The organism is Streptomyces sp. NBC_00080, assembly GCF_045041255.1.
In the GTDB taxonomy this organism is placed as follows: domain Bacteria; phylum Actinomycetota; class Actinomycetes; order Streptomycetales; family Streptomycetaceae; genus Streptomyces; species Streptomyces coriariae.
This window is the reverse complement of record NZ_CP108235.1, coordinates 2,285,561-2,305,248: the sequence shown is the minus strand read 5'-3', so window position 1 is coordinate 2,305,248 and position 19,688 is coordinate 2,285,561. Positions and strand designations below refer to the sequence as shown.

General features: G+C 68.1%; 16 protein-coding genes. 6 read left to right on the top strand and 10 right to left on the bottom strand.

What is annotated here, in order from left to right:
- Positions 1-236 precede the first annotated feature (236 nt).
- Positions 237-911, top strand: coding sequence for a helix-turn-helix domain-containing protein (locus OHU34_RS10075; protein ID WP_142266721.1), 675 nt, complete (start codon positions 237-239; stop codon positions 909-911).
- A gap of 10 nt (positions 912-921) precedes the next feature.
- Here OHU34_RS10075 and OHU34_RS10070 read toward each other — a convergent pair whose 3' ends face one another.
- The gene (locus tag OHU34_RS10070) at positions 922-1,317 is read right to left on the bottom strand and encodes a VOC family protein (protein ID WP_200839841.1); all 396 of its coding nucleotides are present in this window, start codon (positions 1,315-1,317) and stop codon (positions 922-924) included.
- Positions 1,318-1,687: 370 nt separating this feature from the next.
- Positions 1,688-2,320, bottom strand: coding sequence for a VOC family protein (locus OHU34_RS10065; protein WP_142266723.1), 633 nt, complete (start codon positions 2,318-2,320; stop codon positions 1,688-1,690).
- 386 nt (positions 2,321-2,706) lie between these two features.
- Here OHU34_RS10065 and OHU34_RS10060 point away from each other — a divergent pair, with 386 nt between their 5' ends.
- The 3 genes from OHU34_RS10060 to OHU34_RS10050 all read left to right on the top strand — a co-directional run bounded on the left by OHU34_RS10060 (position 2,707) and on the right by OHU34_RS10050 (position 4,646).
- Entirely contained in the window at positions 2,707-3,360 is a 654-nt protein-coding gene (locus OHU34_RS10060; protein WP_230194338.1) for a ThuA domain-containing protein, read from the top strand.
- Positions 3,361-3,528: 168 nt separating this feature from the next.
- Positions 3,529-4,392: an oxaloacetate decarboxylase gene (locus OHU34_RS10055; RefSeq protein ID WP_142266725.1), complete on the top strand. Its 864-nt coding sequence runs from the start codon at positions 3,529-3,531 to the stop codon at positions 4,390-4,392.
- Positions 4,389-4,646, top strand: a complete 258-nt coding sequence (locus tag OHU34_RS10050) for a hypothetical protein (protein WP_142266726.1) — start codon at positions 4,389-4,391, stop codon at positions 4,644-4,646. The genes OHU34_RS10055 and OHU34_RS10050 overlap by 4 nt, the downstream gene beginning before the upstream one ends.
- Positions 4,647-4,893: 247 nt before the next feature.
- Here OHU34_RS10050 and OHU34_RS10045 read toward each other — a convergent pair whose 3' ends face one another.
- The 8 genes from OHU34_RS10045 to OHU34_RS10010 all read right to left on the bottom strand — a co-directional run bounded on the left by OHU34_RS10045 (position 4,894) and on the right by OHU34_RS10010 (position 13,982).
- The gene (locus tag OHU34_RS10045) at positions 4,894-5,106 is read right to left on the bottom strand and encodes a hypothetical protein (RefSeq protein WP_142266727.1); all 213 of its coding nucleotides are present in this window, start codon (positions 5,104-5,106) and stop codon (positions 4,894-4,896) included.
- 38 nt (positions 5,107-5,144) lie between these two features.
- On the bottom strand, positions 5,145-6,200 hold the full coding sequence (locus OHU34_RS10040) for a LacI family DNA-binding transcriptional regulator (RefSeq protein WP_142266728.1): 1,056 nt from the start codon (positions 6,198-6,200) through the stop codon (positions 5,145-5,147).
- 315 nt (positions 6,201-6,515) lie between these two features.
- Positions 6,516-8,108 (bottom strand): family 43 glycosylhydrolase, encoded by a 1,593-nt coding sequence (locus OHU34_RS10035; RefSeq protein WP_405765915.1) that lies wholly within the window; start codon positions 8,106-8,108, stop codon positions 6,516-6,518.
- Positions 8,105-9,019 carry a carbohydrate ABC transporter permease gene (locus OHU34_RS10030; RefSeq protein ID WP_230194336.1) on the bottom strand — a complete coding sequence of 305 codons (915 nt, stop codon included), beginning with the start codon at positions 9,017-9,019 and terminating at the stop codon, positions 8,105-8,107. Before OHU34_RS10030 ends, OHU34_RS10035 begins: the two co-directional genes overlap by 4 nt.
- The gene (locus tag OHU34_RS10025; protein WP_405765911.1) at positions 9,016-9,903 is read right to left on the bottom strand and encodes a carbohydrate ABC transporter permease; all 888 of its coding nucleotides are present in this window, start codon (positions 9,901-9,903) and stop codon (positions 9,016-9,018) included. The genes OHU34_RS10030 and OHU34_RS10025 overlap by 4 nt, the downstream gene beginning before the upstream one ends.
- A 10-nt stretch (positions 9,904-9,913) precedes the next feature.
- Positions 9,914-11,245, bottom strand: a complete 1,332-nt coding sequence (locus OHU34_RS10020; protein WP_405765910.1) for an ABC transporter substrate-binding protein — start codon at positions 11,243-11,245, stop codon at positions 9,914-9,916.
- A 418-nt stretch (positions 11,246-11,663) separates the two neighbouring features.
- Positions 11,664-12,758, bottom strand: coding sequence for a LacI family DNA-binding transcriptional regulator (locus OHU34_RS10015; RefSeq protein WP_142266733.1), 1,095 nt, complete (start codon positions 12,756-12,758; stop codon positions 11,664-11,666).
- Between the two features lie 210 nt (positions 12,759-12,968).
- Positions 12,969-13,982: a hydroxyacid dehydrogenase gene (locus OHU34_RS10010; RefSeq protein WP_230194333.1), complete on the bottom strand. Its 1,014-nt coding sequence runs from the start codon at positions 13,980-13,982 to the stop codon at positions 12,969-12,971.
- Positions 13,983-15,000: 1,018 nt separating this feature from the next.
- Here OHU34_RS10010 and OHU34_RS10005 point away from each other — a divergent pair.
- Together OHU34_RS10005 and OHU34_RS10000 are read left to right on the top strand one after the other, a co-directional pair.
- Positions 15,001-16,524: a glycosyl hydrolase family 28 protein gene (locus OHU34_RS10005; protein ID WP_142266734.1), complete on the top strand. Its 1,524-nt coding sequence runs from the start codon at positions 15,001-15,003 to the stop codon at positions 16,522-16,524.
- On the top strand, positions 16,521-19,655 hold the full coding sequence (locus tag OHU34_RS10000; protein WP_405765907.1) for an alginate lyase family protein: 3,135 nt from the start codon (positions 16,521-16,523) through the stop codon (positions 19,653-19,655). Before OHU34_RS10005 ends, OHU34_RS10000 begins: the two co-directional genes overlap by 4 nt.
- Positions 19,656-19,688 lie beyond the last annotated feature (33 nt).

Sequence of the window (19,688 nt, the reverse complement as noted above, 5' to 3'; positions counted from 1 at the left end):
GGTCGTGTTTCGGCCGCTGGCTGTAGCAAGCCTGACGCTATGCCTACGACGATCTCCGGACAGGGGCCGTGAGAGCGCTTGGCAGGCGGCGGTATGCGGTTTCCTTGCCGCGGAAAACGCGCTGCTGCTGCGTACGGATGGCGGCGCCTCCCGTAGGAGGCGCTGGTGGAAGCGGGGCAGAAAGCGCAGCGGCTCCGTACCGGCGCCCCGGATCCCGGAGGCGTAGCCTGGCGTACATGTACGAGGAGCGGCCCTCCCGACTGGTCGGGGCGGTGGTGTGGACGAACAAGCCGTCCGGGGCACCCGGCACGCTTCCCGTCCTCCCGGACGGCTGTATGGATCTGCTGTGGCGCGAAGACAGGCTGCTGGTCGCCGGGCCGGACACCCGCGCTCATGTACCCGACGGCCCGCCCGTGACCTGGGCGGGCATCCGCCTGTTCCCCGGCACCGCACCTGCGCTGCTCGGCGTACCGGCCCATGAACTACGCGATCGCCGCGTCGAGTTGGCCGACCTGTGGACCGCGGCGGAGGTACGTCGCCTTACCGACCGGGTCGCCGCGGCCCCGCACCCGGCGGTGGCATTGGAGGAGCTGGCGCTGGAGAGGGCGGAGCCGCCGGACCGGGCGCTGCGCCGACTGGTCACCGCCCTCGCGGCAGGTCGGGCAGTGGCCGAAGCGGCCGACGAACTGGGCCTCGGAGCACGCCAGTTGCATCGCCGTTCGCTGTCCGCCTTCGGCTACGGTCCCAAGACGCTGGCCCGGATCCTGCGCCTGCAACGGGCTCTGGCGCTGGCCCGGCAGGGTGTGCCGTACGCGGACACGGCGAACCGGGCCGGTTACGCCGACCAGGCCCATCTCTCCCGGGACGTCAGGGAGTTCACGGGCCTCACGCTGGGCGCTCTCCTGCGTTGAGCGGGCTGCGCTACTGAGGGAGCGGCGCGAACAGGTCGACGCCGTTGCCGTCGGGGTCGAGCACGACGGCGTATCGCTGCCCCCAGAAGGCGTCCCACGGCTTCAGGTCACCTCGGTGGCCGGCGCCCAGCAACTCCTCGTACACCGTGTCGACCTCGCCCGGTGTGTCACAGCGCAGCGCGAGTGAGGTCCGACCACCACCGGAGGGCGGCTGCCATCCCGGGTTGAACGAACGGACGGTGTCCTCGGTGTCCAGCAACAGCCGCAGTCCACCGGGCAGTTCGGCCTCGGTGTGCGGCTCGTGCTCGGCCTCCTCGGGAAAGGCGAAACCGAGCCGACGGTAGAAGGAGACGGACGCGGCCATGTCGGATACGACCAGGCCGATGGCATCGAATCGTGGACTCATACGGCAACGGTAGGCAGCGCTGCCGCGGCTGGTCTTGAAAGAAACGGACACACCCCCGGAAAACCTTTGCGTACACCCGGACGGCGCCGGTGGGCGGATCCCGGCAGCGTGGGACACGGAACCCAGCTCCGTCCCGACGACCGGCTGAGCCCTGTTACCGATCACCTTCTCGGCCGCGGGCCGCGAGAGCGCGCCGACATTCGCCGCCAGGGGCGGAAGGAGCTGCTGTCGGTCGGCTCCGGGATCCGCACGAGCAGGAGACGGCCGCCGCCGCGAGGTCCACTGATGCCGACCTCGACCAGGCCGCTCCGTTTCCCCGGACTGACCGAGAGCGGATGGCCGCGCTTGCCGAGGGCAGGAGCTCCTCGGGTCAGCCGAAGGTCACCGGCCCGTTGGGTGTGTCCACCGTGAACGAGAATCCCGCCGGGCCCTCGGTGAGAGCGAGGTCGGTGCCGAGGGTGCTCAGCACGGGGCGGATCTCCTCGGGGTCGGGAGCGGTGGCGGTCAGTTCCAGCAGGGGACTGACGGGCAGGCCTGAGGCGGAGGGATGGGTGGTGCTGCCCCAGTCGATGAGGAACGGCACCAGGCCGGACGGATGTGGGGAGCCGCCATCGGTCAGCCGCCATCGCAGCAGGGTGCCGTCGGGGCGACGCCGGCTCATCTCCCGTACGTCACCGGTGTCGTAGCCCCGCGAGCGGGCGGCCTCGACCGTCGCGTCCAGATCGGGCGGGCTGATGGCCCAGGTGATCGTCCGCGCGGAGGCGAGCGCGTCCACGCCGAAGGGGCGCGGGTAGGACGGTGCCGGCTGTTCCGGATCCGGGCCGATGATCTCCAGATACGCGCGATGGCCCAGGTCGACCAGGTAGTTGCGGGTACCGAGCCCGACATGCACTCCGCCCGGCGCCGGGGCCACTCCCGTGCGCCGGGTGAACTCGGCGACCGTCGCCGCCAGATCGGGCGTTGCGAGGACGATGTGGTCGAGGTGTGCGGGAATGGTGTTCATCCTGCCCGAGCCTACGCGCCCGGCCTCCGAGACTGCCGCGCCCATGGAACACCTGTGCGGCAGGCTGGGGTGGGGGTTCCATGCGCCGCTCGGCACCCCCGCCGTACCCGCACGGCCGGCGTGCTTGCTGATCCGCGCTCGTCGTCAGTGACGACCGGGGGCGATCGGCGGCGGCCGGCGACGGTCGGCGTCGGAAACCGGATGAAAGCGGTGGACTCGCCTGCAGCGGCGGCTCGCGCGGAAGCCGGGCACCTCAGAGGGCCTGCGCGAACACGAGCAACCGGTTACACCCCTGCTCAGCCCTCCGAAAACAACGCTCACCTTCGAAACTTTCGTCCTGATCGTCTCCCTGGGACCCGAACTCCCGTCCGCCTAGGCTCGTCCCCATGACCGCCCGCCTGCTCGTGTACACCCGCACCACCGATTACCGCCACGACTCCATCCCGGACGCCATCGCCGCCGTAAGCGGGTTGGGCGAGTTCGTCGTCGACCACACCGAGGATCCGGCTGCGCTGGAGGCCGCGCTGGACGGGTACGCGGCCGTGGTCTTCCTCTCCACCAGTGGTGCGGTGCTGACCCCGGCAGGGCGGGAACGCCTTGCCGGTTACGTCGAGGCGGGGGGCGGTTTCGCCGGGGTCCATGCGGCGGCCTGCACCGAGTACGACTGGCCGTACTTCGGCGAACTCCTCGGCGCCCGCTTCGCCCGCCATCCCGAGTACCAGTCGGGCAAGGTGGTGATCGAGGACCACGACCACCCCGCCACCCGCTCGCTGCCGGCCGTCTGGGACTTCACCGACGAGTGGTACGACTTCCGCGCCAACCCGCGCGGGCGGGTACGTGTTCTCGCAGGCGCCGACGAGTCGTCCTACACGGGGGGCGGAATGGGAGCCGACCACCCGCTGGTCTGGTGCCGTGAGCAAGGCCGGGGACGCGTTTTCTACACGGCCCTCGGACACGCGTCCCAGGCCTACGCCGACCCTCACTTCCGTGCCCATCTGGGCGGCGGCATCGCCTGGGTGGCACGGCTGCGGGACCAGTGACGTTTCTCCGGTGAACCGGTTGCGCCATTGGGGTGAGCAAAGCCTTCACATGGAGGAAGCCGCGCATCGACATAGAGATCCTTTTGTCTTCGTAAAGGGCCGTTGTGTCGCAACGGCTTTCTTGCACCTGGTGTGTTGACCCCTCGACTCCATTGGAGGAGCCGGACGGTGACTTACGGGAACAAGTTGCGGGAGCGGATCGCCGACCCGGGCACGACCCCGTTGATCGGCGTGTACGACATGTACTCGGCGTCGATCGCGGCGGAGCACTACGACGGGATGTTCGTCTCGGGCTTCGGCTTCGCGGCCTCGCACTACGGGCTGCCGGACATCGGTTTCATCGCCTGGCCGGACATGGTGGCGTTCGTCCAGCGGTTGCGGGGCGCGTTCCCGCAGCAGCACCTGCTGGTGGACATCGACGACGGGTACGTCGATCCGGAGGTCGCCTGTCATGTGGTGGAGGGCCTCGAGCGCATCGGGGCCTCGGGCGTGATCCTGGAGGACCAGAAGCGGCCGCGCCGGTGCGGGCACGCCGACGGCAAGCAGGTACTGCCGCTGAACGAGTACCTGGCGAAACTGGAGATGGTGCTGGCCACCCGGCGCGACCTGGTCGTGGTGGCCCGTACGGACGCGACCGACGAGCACGACATCCTGCGGCGGGCCGCCACGCTGGCCGCCACCGACGCGGACGTGATCCTGGTCGACGGGGTCCGCACCGTGGAGTGGATCCGCCGGATCCGTGACGTGGTGGGGAACAAGCCGCTGCTGTTCAATCAGATCGCCGGCGGCAAGTCCCCCAGGCTCTCGCTGAGCGAACTGTCCGACCTGGGCGTGAACATCGCGATCTACAGCACGCCGTGTCTGTTCGCCGCGCACGCGGCGATGGACTCAGCACTCACCGACCTCAAGCGCGCCGACGGCAGGCTTCCCGAGGTGGACGCGGCGGGCGGCATCGGCGTACGGGCCTCGACCGAGCTGTTGGAGCGGAACATCGCGCGCCTGCGTACCGCGCCCGAGAGCGTGAACGCGTGAGCCTGGTCGCGCCCCGGCTCGGGACGGCGACGGTCCTGGCGGCCGCCCTGCTGGGCGCCGCCACGGCGCCGGCGGTCGCCGAAGGCAGCCTGATCACCGTGATCGACAATTCGCACGCCGACTCGATCCTGGAGGTCGACCGGACCGCCAACGTCCAGCAGGGGAGCAGCGGCACCGCGGGCAGCGACCACGACGGAAGCGCTGTCGACATGATGGAGGCCCTGGTCGGCGCGCCGGACCGGGGTGAGGACTGAGGCGAGGAGATCACCGGCCGGGAGTCGCCGTCATAGTGGCTCCCGGCCTTCCGCTGTCTGTTACGACGACTTTCTCGGCAACCCGGGCGAGCGCCCGCTGCCGGGCGAGGCACCCCACGGTGGTGAAGAAGCGCATCGCAGCGACGGCCACGGCGACGGCCGGGGCCCGGGCGCGGCCGTGACGCTCGTACCGTGCCGACGCCACACGAACGGCCAGGCCGGGGCGGCCGGGTTGCCGAACGGTGCGTCAGTCCTCGTCGACGTCCGGGTGTCCGGCCTCGTCCAACTCGACGTCTTCGGGCTCGTCGCCCGTCTCGTCACCGGGATCGCTGACGGTGGCGTGAGCGGTGGCGTCCCGAGGGACGATACCGAGAGTCGCGGCCTGGGCCGTCCCCATGACGGTGATGAGGACGGCGGAGACAACGACGAACAGGACTGTGGCGCGCGTGCTGGGTTTCATGCCCGGAAAACGATCAGTAACGCCGGGAGGTCACCGTTTCATGCCGTTGCCCGCCGGAGTGGTGGAGCCGTGCTCGCCCGCTCCACGAGCCGTGTCGACAACTCCGTCCGCGTCCCCTCCGGGTGCTCGCCGTCCATCATCCGCAGCAACAACCGCAGCCCCGTGGCCGCCATCTCCGCCAGCGGCTGGCGCACGGTGGTGAGAGCGGGGGTGGCCCATCGGGACTCCGGCAAGTCGTCGAATCCGACCACACTGACGTCGTACGGGACCCTCAACCCCCTCTCCGTCAAGGCCAGATAGGCGCCGAGGGCCATGCGGTCGGAGCAGACGAAGACGGCCGTCGGCGGTTCGGGCAGATCGAGCAGCTCAATCATGCGCCGGTGCGCGACGGACTCGTCGAACCCGCCGTTGCGCAGGTACTCGGGGCGGCAGGTGATTCCTGCCGACGCCAGGGCCGAGCGGTAACCGGCTACCCGGGCGCTGCTGCACATCTTGCGGCGCGGGCCGGCGATCACGGCGATGCGTTCGTGGCCGAGCGCCAGCAGGTGCTCGGTCGCCGTCACTCCGCCCTGCCAGTTCGCCGCGCCCACCGACACCACCCCGGGCGGCGGCTCGACCACCGGGTCGATCAGCACGAACGGGGTGCGGTGCTGCTCGAGCCAGGCGTACTGAGAGCCCGTCAACTCCGTCAGGTTGAACAGGACTCCGGCCGACCCGCGCACCGTCAGCTTGTCCAGCCAGCCGCGCTGCGGACGGCCGACACGGGTACGGGACAGCGCTGCGGAGACGACCACGTCCAGACCCGCGTCATGCGCCGCCTCCTCCACGCCGTGCAGCACCGCGCCCGACCAGGAGCTGTCCAGCGAGTGCACCACGAGGTCGATCAGCCGGGGCGGCTTGGTCGCGTCGAAGCGTGGTCTGCGTACATAGCCCAGCCGGTCCAGCGCTTCCGTCACGCGGCGTCTGGTCTCGGGGGCGACATCCTCCCTGCCGTTGACCACCTTGGAGGCGGTCGGCACCGACACCCCCGCCTCGCGGGCCACGACCGCCAGGGTCGGCCCAGCCGTCACGCTCGCACTTGCCGTGCGCACCATCGGGAACCACCTCTCCGGCCCGCCCGAAGGCCAGCGAAAGTTCGACCAGCGCCCTTTCGGAGCCGATTCGGAAACAGACAGCTCGCAGAAAGCGCTTGCTATCCTAGGTGTGCCTCGGCGTGACGTGAAGACTCCGGAAAACGCAGGATCTTGAGCGCCGGAACTTTCGAGACCCCGGACGCGGCGCGAGGGGACAGCCGTCCTGAGACGAGACCGGCGGCCTGAAACAGGGACGGGCGCCGGACAGGGTCGGGTTCGCCGAGTCGGCACATGCCGGCAGGGCCGCTGCCGGAGCTCCCGGGCGGAATGCCGTCGTCATGCCGGTATGCACGCCAGTCGGAAGTCCCGGAAGTCGGCGGTGAAGGACGCATCGACCAGGTCCCGGGCGTGGATCCCGGCCAGGGTGCCGGTGAAGCGCAGCCGGTCGCCGTGATCGTCCGACAGTCGGCCGGCGTCCAGTGGCGGACCGACCGGAGCGCGTACTCCGCCGCGCAGGTACCAGAACTGCGCCTCCGCCCCCGCGACCGTCACGCCCAGCGTGACCGGCACCCTCACGTCGACGTCCACGACCGCTGCCTGTCGCGGACCCCTCTCGTCGCGCTCCACCAAACTGAGCACCGCCCGTCCCGCACCGCGCCACTGTTGACCGCGCTGCGGCTCGGCCGCAGGCTCCGCCCACGTCAGATCGAGGGAGAGGTATGCCTGCGCGTCATAGCGAAGGATGAGGCCCGCGGCCTGAGTGAAGGTGGACGGCCTGGCCTGCAGGGTGACTTGGGCGGTGCAGCGGTGCTCGGTGAGGCGCTGCGCGAGCAGGCTCTGCGCCCAGCGCGACTCCGGGCCGTGTCGTCCGCGCAGCCGAATCCAGCCGGGCCGGGAGACGAGATCCGCCCAGGCGGGATCCGGTGCTTCGCGCAGCGTGCTCCATGGCCAGCCCAACACATCCTGTGTATCGACCTGTTGGGTGATTTCGGGCGTACTCGCGGGACCCTCCACTTCGACGTCTGGATGCCAACCACCCTGGCGCAGTCGTGGTTTGCCTTCCGCGTCCCAGGTCACCGCCTGGATCGCCGTCTCCCTGCCGAGGGTGCAGCGGGGGCCGCTTCCGGTGTCGACGGGGCGGGCCGTGAGGTGGCTCAGAAACCACTCGCCGTCCGGTGTTTCCACCAGCTCGGCGTGCCCCGCCTTCTGCAGCGGCAGCCGCGGGTCGTCGCGTGACGTGAGCAACGGTCGGTCGTCGAGTGTGTAGGGCCCGGTGAGAGTGCGGCTGCGGGCCGTACGGACACCGTGCTCGAAACCGGTTCCTCCCTCGGCGAGGACCAGGTGGTACCACCCGTGGTGGGTGAGCAACTTCGGTCCCTCGACGAGCCGTTCGTGCTGAAGGAGGAGATGGGTGACGCCGAGCGGGGTGAGCGTGCCGCGGTCCAGTTCCGTCAGGACGATACCCGCGAAGCGCGCTCCCCCGGGGCGGTGGTCGTTCTGGAGGTTGAGCAGCCACAGACGGCCCTCCTCGTGGAAGAGGGCGGGGTCGAAGCCGTGACTCGCGACGCGGCGTGGCGGCGCCCACGGGCCGGTCACGTCAGTGGCCGTGGTGACGTAGGTGTCCTGGTCGAAGTAGGGCGTGCCGACGGACCGTACGACGGTGTAGACCACCCAGAAACGCTTGCCGTCCCAGCTCAGCGACGGCGCCCAGATGCCGCCCGAGTCGGGCACACCGGCCAACGTCCCGCCCGGAGCGGCACCTCGGACATGGCCCGCGTACTCCCAGTGCGCCAAGTCACGTGATCGGTGGAGCGGTATCGTCGGGAACCATTCGAAGGAACTGGTCGCCACGTAGTACCAGTCCCCGACCCGGATCAGGGAAGGATCGGGCGCGAAACCGCGGATCACAGGGTTGTGCAGGACGGTCACTTCAGCGCCCCCAGGGTGACCCCGGTCCGCCAGTAGCGGCGCATCGCGACCATCATGATCGCCATCGGTACGATGGACAGCAGTGCGCCGGTCAGCACCAGGCTCGTGAGGTCGACACCGGATTCCAGCCGCTTGCCGCTCCAGTTGTAGAGACCGATGTTGAGCGTCCAGTTCTCCTCGCCGCGCAGCACGGTCAGCGGCAGGAAGAAGGCGTTCCAGGTGTTGACGAAGGCCAGCAGAAACACGGTCGCGCCGCCCGTGGTCATCATGCGGAGCACGATGCTGACGAAGATGCGGAGTTCGCCCGCGCCGTCCAGGCGGGCCGCCTCGAGGAGTTCGAAGGGGATCGTCGCCTCGGTGTACACCTTGGCGAGATACACGCTGAACGGATTGATCAGGCAGGGGATCAGCATCGCCCACGGAGTGTCGACCAGGCCGATCTCCGAGAACAGCAGATAGAGCGGCAGCGTGAGCAGGGCGATCGGGATCAGGAACGAGCCCACCACACAGGCGAAGACCATGGCGCGACCCGGAAAGTCGAAGCGGGCCAGACCGTAACCGGTTGCTAGCGCGATCAGGGTGCCGCCGAACGAGCCGACGCCTGCGTACAGCAGGGAGTTGGCCGTCCAGCGGAGGAAGATGCCGTCCTCGTAGGCGAACAGCTGATGCAGGTTGTTCCAGAGATGCATGCCGGAGAACCACAGGCCGTTGCTCTGATACAGCCCGGTGCGGTCCTTGGTTGCGGCGACGATCAGCCACCACACCGGGAACAGACTGTAAGCGCTTGCCAGGGTCAGTCCCAGGAGGAGGAACCGCTGGGCGCCCTGCGAACGGGCGGCGGGGTCGGGGTCCGTACGGCGGCGCACCGCAGGCGCCGGGTTCCTCCGTGCGCGGTCTTCGGTGAGCGTCATCGGTCGGCCTCCCTCGAAGTCAGCCGGTAGAAGAGGAAGGAGGCGATGCCCAGGATCAGCGCGAGCAGTACCGACAGAGCCGCGGCGTAGTGGTAGTTGCCGGCGTTGAACGCCTGGTTGTAGATGATCATGATCGGGGTGAAGCTGTCGTTCACGGTCTGCGGAGTGACATTTCGGAACAGTGCGGGCTCGTTGAAGATCTGCAGCATCTGGATGACGGAGAGCAGCCCGGTCAGCACCAACGCTCCACGCACGTAGGGCACTTTGATGCTGCGGGCGATCCGCACCTCCGAGGCGCCGTCCAACCTGGCGGCCTCGAACAGCTCGCGCGGCACGGCCTGGAGCGCCGAGTAGATGATCACCATGTTGTAGCCGATGCCATGCCAGGTGAGCAGGTTGCCGATGGACGGCCAGACCATGGACGGTGCGAAGAAGTTCCAGTCGGCGCCGAACAGCTTGCCCAGCGGGGTGAGCGGGCCGACGTCCGGGCTGTAGAGATTGATCCATACAAGGGCGGCGACCACCCCGGGGATCATGTACGGGAGCAGCAGCAGGATCCGGAACCGGCTCGCCGCCCGCGAGCTGAGCGCGTCCAGGAACAGCGCCAGCACCAGACTGACGAACAGCATCACCGGTATCTGCACACAGGCGAACAGCACCACACGCAAGACCGAGCTGACGAAGGCCGAATCGGTGATGCCTTGCTGGTAGTTGTCCAGGCCGGAGAACCTCTCCGACGCGCCTCCGAGGCCGAGTCCGGACTGCTGGGTGCGGAACAGCGACTGGTAGACGGCGTAGCCGATCGGCACCAGATACAGAAACACGAAGCCGAGTTGGAAGGGCACCGTGAACGCGGCGCCCTTCCAGCGCAGGGAGTGAATCATCGGCTGCGCCTCAGCCCTCGACGCTGATACCGCGGGACTTCAGGTCGTTGACCGTCCATTCCTGCATATGCGCCAGCAGGTCGGTGACCTTCTGGTCCTTGTTGACGACCTTGGCCCAGCCGGCCTGCATCTCGGTGAACATCGCCGTCCAGTCCGGGCCGAAGGTCCAGTCGGTCGTCACCGTGTTCAGGCTGTCTTTCACGATCTGCTGGGCGGGTTCGTAGTTCGTGCCGAGCAACTTGTCGGAGATCGCCGCGCCGACATAGACGTCGCTGTCGGCCAGCGCCGGCATCACACCGTTGCCCGTGGTCGGGCTCGCCATGGTCTTGACCGCACCGGTGTCGGTGGACATCCACAGCGCCGCCTCGGCTGCCTGCTGCGGGCTCTCGCACTGCTTGGTCACCAGGGTCAGACCGCCGCTCTGGTTGGTGCCCGCGGGAGTCTTGGCCGCCCCGCCGGCGAACGTGGGCCAGGGCGAGAGCGCCCACTTGCCGAAGGACTTGGTGAAGTTCTGCACCATGCCGGCCATCTGCCAGGTGGAGATCTGACGGGTCGCGGTGCCGCCGTTGTCGTAGTTGCGCTGGACGGCGGCGTAATCGGCGAAGGAAAGCGTGGAGTTGAGGTCGTTGTCGACGATCTCCTGGATCACCTTCGCTGCCTTGAGGGTGCCCTCGTCCTGGAAATTCACCTTCCAGGAGTTTCCGTCGATCGCGTACCAGTGGGCGCCGGCCTGCATGGCGAGCACCTCGAGGGTGCTGGGGTCCTCGCCGGCATAGTTGGTGATCTTGACGTCGTGCTCCTTCAGCTTCTTGCCGGCGGCTATGAAGTCGTCCCAGGTGGTGGGTGCCTTCAGGCCGTACCTGGCGAAGAGGTCCGTGCGGTAGATGGTGAAGGCGGGCGCCGAACTGGTCGGCACTCCGTAGGCCTTGCCCTGCACCTGTCCGACCGCCCAGGAACCGGCGTTGAACTTCTCCTTGCTCGGCTCGACGTACTTCGTGATGTCGGCGAGCGCGCCCTGCGACACCCAACTGGTCACGTATTCAGCGGTGTTCTGAACGAGGCAGGGCGCGTTGCCCGCCTTGACCGCGTTGGTCAGCTGCTTCTGCATGGTCAACTGGTCAGTCACCTTGGTGTACTTCAGCTGGATGTCCTTGTGGGATGCGTTGAACGCGTTGACGACCGCCTCCTGCCCGTTGGCCCAGCCCCAGAAGGGAAGGGTGACCGGGCCGGACGCCGAGGAGTTCCCGTCGCCCGACCCGCCGCAGGCGGAGAGCAGACCTGTCAGCGCGATACCCGCCACGGTGGCGCGGGCGAACCTTCTCCGGGGGCTGGTGGAGTTCATCTGACCGTGATCCTTCGAAAAGTAGGCGTCTCGGAACGAGAGAACAGCGGCTCGGTACTGGCCGGGAACGGCGGCTGGAAGCCGGACGACGTCGGCGTAGCAGAAGTTGTAGAAACCGGTTGCTGCGACGGTAGGCCGATGGTTTAGGCCGTATCAAGGGGCGTGCAGGAAAATATTGCACCGGTACGGCGCGGCAGAACGTCGTGCCGTACAGCGGAGAGAGCCTGTGGCGACCTGCAAAGGAGCAGCTCAGGGGCGGTTCTCTGCGCTGTCCCGAGGTCTGGGGCGGAGCTCCCGGAGAGCCCCGCACACCAGCGATGATACGGAGTAAACGTTTACGAAAACTGATCGAAGAGCGGGGTCGATCAGGCCGAATCGCCCTTGGCTGTACGCACCATGTCTCTGTCGACGCTGCGGCTCAGCGTTGCCGCTTCGGAGGCCGCACCGAGTCCCGTACGACGACATGGGTGCCCAGGACAAGGTGCTCGGCGTCTCCGCTCTTGCGTCGGGCGCCGCCCCCGGGGCCCTGCCGACGGTCGGCCACCGCGCGCAGGGCGACCCGGCCCATTTCCTCGTAAGGGACATGGACCGTGGTCAGTTGGGGGGTGAGCTGGGACGCCAGGGGGATGTCGTCGTAACCCGTGATCGACACGTCGTCCGGCACCCGCAGACCTGCCCCGCGCAGCGCCTGCATGGCTCCCGCGGCGACGATGTCGGTGCCGGCGAGCACGGCGGTGAAGTCCGGCGTCTCGTGGAGAGCCGCCTGCACCGCGGCGTACCCGTGCTCGTCGTCGTACGGACCGTGCCGCACCAGTCCTTGGTCGAACGGCACCCCGTATGCCTCGAAGGCTCGGCGTGCGCCCTTCAACCTGCCCTGGGCTGTGGTGAGTTCAGCGGGGCCGGGCAGGACCAGGACCCGCCGGTGACCGGCCGAGAGCAGATGGCTGGCCATGGCGTAGGCGCCGGACTCGTTGTCGTAGTCGATCGTCGTGGCCGGGACGTCTCCCTCCAGCGGTGGCCTGCCGACCAGGACCAGATGCGAGCCGGCCGCGTCCAGAGAACGGGCGAACCGGGCCATTCGCAGCTGGTACTCGTCGTAGTCGTAGGCGCCGCCGAGCAGGACCACGGCGTCGGCGCCCTGCTGGCGCATCAGGTTGACGAGGGCGAGTTCGCGTTCGGGGTCGTCGCCCGTGGTGCCGACGATCGACAGCCAGCCGCGCAGGGTGGCCGCACCCTCGACACCCTTCGCCACGTGGGCGAACGCGGCGCCGGTGATGTTGTTGATCAGTATCGCCACCGTCGGAGTACCACCACCGGCCAGGGATCGGGCGTGCGCGTTGGTGACGTAGTCCAGGTCGCGGACCACCTTCATCACGCGGCGCCGCAGTTCCTCGGAGACCGGGTAGTTGCCCGACAACACGCGGGAAACGCTTGCCACGGACACACCCGCGCGTTCCGCCACATCCCGTATGGTCGCCCGGCCGGCGTCACCCGTCGTCCTGCGCTGACTCACGTTGCGGCTCCTTCACTGTTCGTGGGCGCCGACGAGGGCGCCATGGAGGCCACGGTCGCGGACCTCGCCGTTGCCTGATCAGCACGGCAGGGGCCCGGCCCCCCGTCGGTGCCGGAACCGTATCCCAAGGGTCCGCCACGTGGACCGGCCTGTGGATAACCCCGGCCATCGCCATGGCCGGAGACGTCGGCAACGGGGCGGACCTGCGCATCACGCCACCCGGGCCAGGTCGGCGTGGCGTACTTCGTGGGCGAGAGGCAGTCCGTCGGCCAAACGTTCCAGCTCCTCGACAACGATGCGGCCGAGCCTTTCCAGCTCGTTTCCGAGGGAGCCGGCGATGTGCGGGGTGAGAAACACGTTGGGCAACCGATAGAGAGGAGAGCCCGCGGGCAGCGGTTCGGGCTCGGTGACGTCCAGGACCGCGTGCAGTCGACCGGAGACCAACTCGTCGGTGAGGGCGGAGTGGTCGACGAGGGCGCCTCGAGAGGTGTTGATCAGGACGCCGCCGTCACGGATCAGGGCGAGACGGGCCCGGTCGAGCATGTGGCGGGTCTCGGGGATGTCGGGCGCATGCAGGCTGACGATGTCGCTGTGCCGCAGGAGATCTTCCAGAGAGAGCAGCTGTGCGCCGAGTTCTACGGCCTCCGCCGCGTCCACGTACGGGTCGTGCAGGAGGACCTCGAAGTCGAAAGGGCGCAGCAGTTCCAGGAGGCGGCGCCCCACACGCGAGGCGCCGATGACCCCGACCCGACGGCCGAGGTTGCCGGTGGTCGCGGTCTCGGCGGGGGTCGGCTGGGCGTGGGTGCGCCGGAAGCGCTCACGGTGGACGAAGGCGTCCTTTCCGGCGAGCAGGATCATCGCGAGTGTGTACTCGGCGACCGGGACGGCGTTGCCGGTCACCGCGCTGGAGACAGTCACCCCCCGGCTCCACAGGGCCTCTCCGACCAGGGAGCGCACCGAACCCGCGGCGTGCAGGACCGTACGGAGCCGAGGGGTCGCATCGAGGATGTCCGGGTCGAGGCGGGGACAACCCCAGCCAGTGATCAGGATCTCGGCGCCGGCCAGCGCCGACGACGCGGCGGGATCGGTGAAATCCCTGACGACGAGCGCCGGGTCGATCTCGGCCGACTGCTGTAGCCGGGTCACGAGCGGCGAGGGAAACAGCAGGGGAAGGTGCACCGGATCCATGGCGAACACGGCCCTGGGCAGCTGGGCGCTGGGCATGACTCTCCTGAGGTGCGCGGGAAACGTTTTCTGAAAGCGCCTTCTACCGTAGATCTGGCCAGAGACATGGTCAATCAGTCGGACGATCACCGGGGCCAAAGCCTTTCGCTCGGCCGGTGAGCAAATGGCCATCTCAGAGCGGTTGTTGAGGTGGTGATGGGGATCGGCCTCGTCGGACGTGAGGGCCGGTGAAACCTGTTTCCGACCGGTGAGTACATGGAGCGCGAGGGGTGTGAGTGCCCGCATGGGTCTCCGTGTGGAAGACGGGTGGATCCACAACCGGTTGTCGCGGTCTCGTCGAGAGCCACGCACGGGGGCCGATGGCGGCGGCGGCACGCGCCGGTCGACTTGTGCCGAGGCTTTCCTCGGGGCGATCTCTTCGATCTGCACAGGTCAAGGCGATGTGGTAAGCGGGCCGACGTGTCAACGGTTCGAGCGCAGGATGGTAGGCGGGCCGCGCACAGAGTTTTCGAAAGTCTGCGGGGCCCCTTGACGGGCTACCGGGAGCGGAAGAAGCTCTGGCCACTCGGTCGTAGCAACCGGTTCCTACTTGTTACTACGCCACCTCTCGCGACCGTGGCGCTCGCGTCCACCGAGTCCGCAACGCTCGCGCCCTCCCGAAAAGGAAGCCGAGGCCCCATGCGCTCCCACGCCGGTACTCCTCCCAGCCGCAGACGCTTCCTCGCCCTCGTCGTCGGCGGCTCGGGGATCGGTACGGCGGTGCTCAAAGGGTGTGCGGTGCAGGTGTCGAGCGGAGTCAGCGGACCGGGCGAGACCGTCACGCTGATGGTCAAGCCCGACGACATATCCCCGGAACTGATCAAACAGGCCCAGAAGGACATCGGGGTCAAGATCGCCACCGTCAGATGCGACATCACCAAGCTGATCACGCCCATTCTGCTGGTCTTCCTCGTCGCTCAGCGCGGCTTCGTCGCCGGGGTGGCGACGTCCGGCCTCAAGTGGTCGGACGTTCAGCGTCTCGAAGCAACCCCTTACCGACCGTTGCAAGGAGTCATGCATGAACGCGCCCCTGTCCCGTCGCACCGCCCTCCAGGCGGCCGGCGCCACCGTCCTCGCCGCCGGCCTGTCCAGCGGTTTCATGGCCACAGCCGCTCACGCGGACGACAACAACTCCGCTTCCACATTGCTCACGTATCCTCGGCCGGCCGCTCTGCCGACCAACACCAGCTTCAAGGTGCGCGTGCGCACCGCCCCCGACGGCGAGTGGCAGACACTCGACATCTACCGGCCTCAGCTGGAGGAGATCAACGCCACCACCGGCTCCGGAAAGGTCTACAACACCTCGATGGTGTACTTCGACTTCCGTGGTTCCGTGGAGCTGGAAGTCACCTACCTCAAGGGCGGAGCGACCAAGGCGAGAGTGCGGCCGGACGCGCTGGGCATCACGCCCGAACTCCTGGGAGACACCCTCCGGTTCACCCTCGACGAGCCGCGCGACATCGTCGTTCAGATCAATGACGAGATCTTCGACTGCCTGCACGTCATCACCAACCACATCGACCCGCACCCGCCCTGCGCCGACGACCCCGACGTGATCTACTTCGGCCCCGGCGTCCACACGGTCACCGGCAACGTCCTCACCGTGCCCAGCGGTAAGACCGTTTACCTTGCCGGTGGCGCCGTCCTGACCGCCCAGATCTTCTTCAAAGACGTCGAGAAGGCCGCTCTCACCGGCCACGGCATGCTCTACGCCGGCCCCGGCGGGATCCTCTGCGAAGGCAGCAAGAACATCCGCGTCCAGGACGTCATCATCATGAATCCCAACGGCTACGCGGGCACGTTCGGCGAAAGCGAGAACGTCCACGTCAAGAAGGCGCGTTCGTTCAGCTCGAAAGGAAATGGAGACGGTTTCGACGTCTTCTCCTCGACCGGGATCGTCTTCGACGGATGCTACATGCGCAACTCGGACGACTGCTTCGCCATCTACGCCCACCGTTGGAACTACTACGGCGACACCCGCGACATCACCATCCAGAACTGCACTCTCTGGGCCGACGTAGCCCACCCCATCAACGTCGGCACCCACGGCAACACCGATGCCCCGGAGGTGATCGAGAATCTCGTCATCAAGAACCTCGACATCCTCGACCACCGTGAGCCGCAGATGGGATACCAGGGCTGCATCGCCCTCAACCCCGGTGACTCCAACCTCATCAAGAACGTCCGCATCGAGGACGTACGGATAGAGGATTTCCGCTGGGGTCAGGTCATCCACATGCGGATCATGTACAACACGAAGTACAACACCTCGGTCGGCCGCGGCATCGAAGACGTCTACATCAAGAACCTCAGTTATCGCGGCACCCACGCCAACCCATCACTGTTCCTCGGCTACGACGCCGAGCACGCCATCAAGAACGTCACCTTCGAGAACCTGGTGATCAACGGGCAGGTCATCGCCGACTCGATGAAGAAGCCCAGTTGGTACTACACCACCGACGCCATGCAGTGGTTCTGCAACGAGCATGTGGTGGACCTCAAGTTCCTCACCACCGCAGAGGCAGAGGTGGCCGCGCAGTGAGCGACATCAGCCGACGCGGCCTGCTGAGGTCGTCCACGGCTTTGCTGCTCGCCTCGGGCATGAACACCCGGTGCGTGCCGGAGGCCAGGGCGGCGACCGAGGGGTCGGCAGGTGACGGATCCGCGTTCGCCTTCACCCACCCCGGTCTGCTGCACAGCGCTGCCGATCTGGCGCGCATGAGGTCCGCAGTCGACGGTAGACAGTCACCTGTCTACGACGGGTATCTCGCGCTCGCTGCACACAGTCGATCGCAGTCTGCATACACCGTCCAGAACGCCGGCCAGGTCACCTCCTGGGGTCGCGGCCCCGCCAACTTCATGAACCAGGCCGTCGCCGACTCGGCGGCCGCCTACCAGAACGCCCTGCTGTGGGCTGTCACCGGAGTGCGCGCGCACGCCGACAAGGCCCGCGACATCCTCAACGCCTGGTCAGCCTCTCTGACGATGATCACGGGAGCCGACGGACCACTCGGCGCCGGCCTCCAGGTATTCAAGTTCGCCAATGCGGCCGAACTGCTGCGCCATACCGGCTACGACGGATGGGCCCACTCGGACATCTCCCGCTGCGAGGAGTCCCTTCTGGACGTCTGGTATCCGGCAGTCTCCGGATACATGCTCTACGCCAACGGCAACTGGGACCTGACGGCCATTCAGTCCATCCTGGCCATAGGCGTGTTCTGCGAGCAGCGCACCCTTTTCGAGGACGCTCTACGGTTTGCTGCGGCCGGCGTCGGAAACGGCAGCGTGGCCCACCGCATCGTCGCGGCGACCGGGCAGGGGCAGGAGAGCGGTCGCGACCAGGGCCATGAACAACTCGCTGTGGGCCTCATGGGCGATGCCGCCCAGGTCGCGTGGAACCAAGGTGTCGATCTGTGGAGCTATGACAGCAACCGCATTCTCGCCGGGGCCGAGTACACCGCCCACTACAACCTCGGCGGCGAAGTCCCCTTCACCCCCGACCTCGACCGCACGGGCAAGTACATCAAGCAAACGGTTTCGGCGACCGGACGCGGCACCCTGCCTCCGATCTACGAGATGTACCACGCGCACTACGCCGGAGTCCGAGGCCTGGAAACCCCCTACACGCGGGCGGCGGTCTTCCGCGGTACCGGCGACGCACGAGTCGTCGAGGGCAGTAACGACGACCTGCCCGGCTGGGGAACCTTCACCTACGCGGGTGCCACCGCGCCTGCCCCGACCGTCCCAGCGTCTCCGGCCGGTGTCACGGCCGCGGGGGAGGAGCGGGCCGTCACGGTCTCCTGGCTGCCGTCCGCCTCGGCGACCAGCTATACGGTCCTGCGCGGCACTGCCCCCGAAGGCCCCTTTGAGCGGATCGCGACCGACGTCCGAAAGCCTACGTACACCGACACCGGGACCGGCGTCCGCGCTGGACGCACCTACCACTACGCGGTCGCTGCAGCCAACTCGCTTGGATGCAGCGGAAGGTCGATCGTTGTCCCGGCTGCCGCCGGGCTTCCCGGGCCCTGGTCGACGACCGACGTCGGCGCTGTGGCGATCGGGGGTTCGGCCGCTTTCGACGGCGAGCGGTTCCTGCTGGAGGCGTCCGGCGACGCCGGTTCCTACCGCCTCGTGCACCTCCCACTGCGAGGCGACGGCGCGGTCACCGCCCGGATCGTGTGGCCGCTCAGCTCTCAGTACTCCAAGATCGGTGTCACCGTCCGCGCCTCCCTGGACGCGGACGCGGCGCACGCCTCGATGCTGATCCAGGGGCTGCCGCTGCACACGTGGAGCGGCGTGTGGACCGTACGGCCGAGTGCCGGGTTGCCCGTCTCGGCGACCGGGAGTACACCCGTACCCCCGTCGCAGCAGGAGGCGATCACCAGCAAGGCCTCGTTCCCGATCTCCGACCTCGGCGTACTGCCGGAGTCCGCCACGCCGATCGAGGCTCCCTACGTCGAAGGCGCGGGTGACGGATACCGCTTGCGGGCGCCCTACTGGGTGCGGGTGACCCGGAAAGGGCGACGTTGCACAGGCTCCATTTCGGCAGACGGTATGCGGTGGACCGTAGTCGGTACGACCGAAGTCCACGATATGCCGCACATTGCATACGCCGGCTTCGCTCTCACCTCCTCCCTCGGAGTGGAAGAGCAGTATGCCGAGACCGGCACCGGCGCCTTCGACAACGTCAGTGTCACCGGGGCGAGCGGGGACGTCTGGTGCACGCCCCGTCCCACCCGCACCACCGCCGACCTGAGCGCCGCCACCACCTCCGACGGCGTCCGGCTGACGTGGAGCGACTCCGACCTCTCCGCCCGCTACACAGTGCTGCGCGCACCACGCGCACAGGGCCCCTATCGGGCGATCGCCACCGCGGTCGGTCCGATCGGATTCGGCACCCGCATCCGCTACACCGACGCGAGCGGCACCTCTGGGACGACCTACCACTACGTCGTTTCCAAGACCAACTCCGCAGGTCAAGGCCCCCGTTCGCGCCCGAGCAGCGCTGTCGCGCCGGCCCTCTCCGTGACCGCCGCCAGGACGATACGTGTCGAAGCCGAGCCACTTCCGTCCCCCTGGACGTACGGCGACCTCGGTGACGTGGTTCTCGATCGGCGGGACTACGGAACCCTCGGTGCCGTGGCCGTCCTCACACCCGGCGACACGGCGTACGACAGCGGGACCTTCGTCGTACGCGGTTCGGGTGTCGATCTCAACGTCAACTCACAAGGGATGACAGGTCAGTTCGTCCGGCGCCCCATGTCCGGGGACGGCGAGATCACCGCACGCCTGCTCTCCCGCGAGGGGGCGGCCATCGACCGGGTCGGTCTTCTGATGGCCAAGTCCCTGTCGCCGTTCGACCAAGCGGCCGGTCTGATCGTCACCGGCGGCACGACCGCCCAGCTCATGCTGCGCCCCACGGTGGCCGGCGCCTCCGGATTCTCCGGCGCGATCGACGTCCGACTCCCTCTCCTCCTGCGGCTGAAACGCACGGGAACCGCGTTCACCGCCTCTGTCTCCGTCGACGACGGCGTCACCTGGAGCGCCCTGGCCGAGGGCTCGATCCCCGGCTTCGGTGACGCCCCCTACCACGTGGGCCTGGTGGTCTGCTCCCGTAGCCCGCTGGCCCTCGGCACCGCACGGTTCAGCGAGGTGATCGCCACCTCGGCATAGCCGACCCGGGATCCCCCACGGATCCGCCACGAT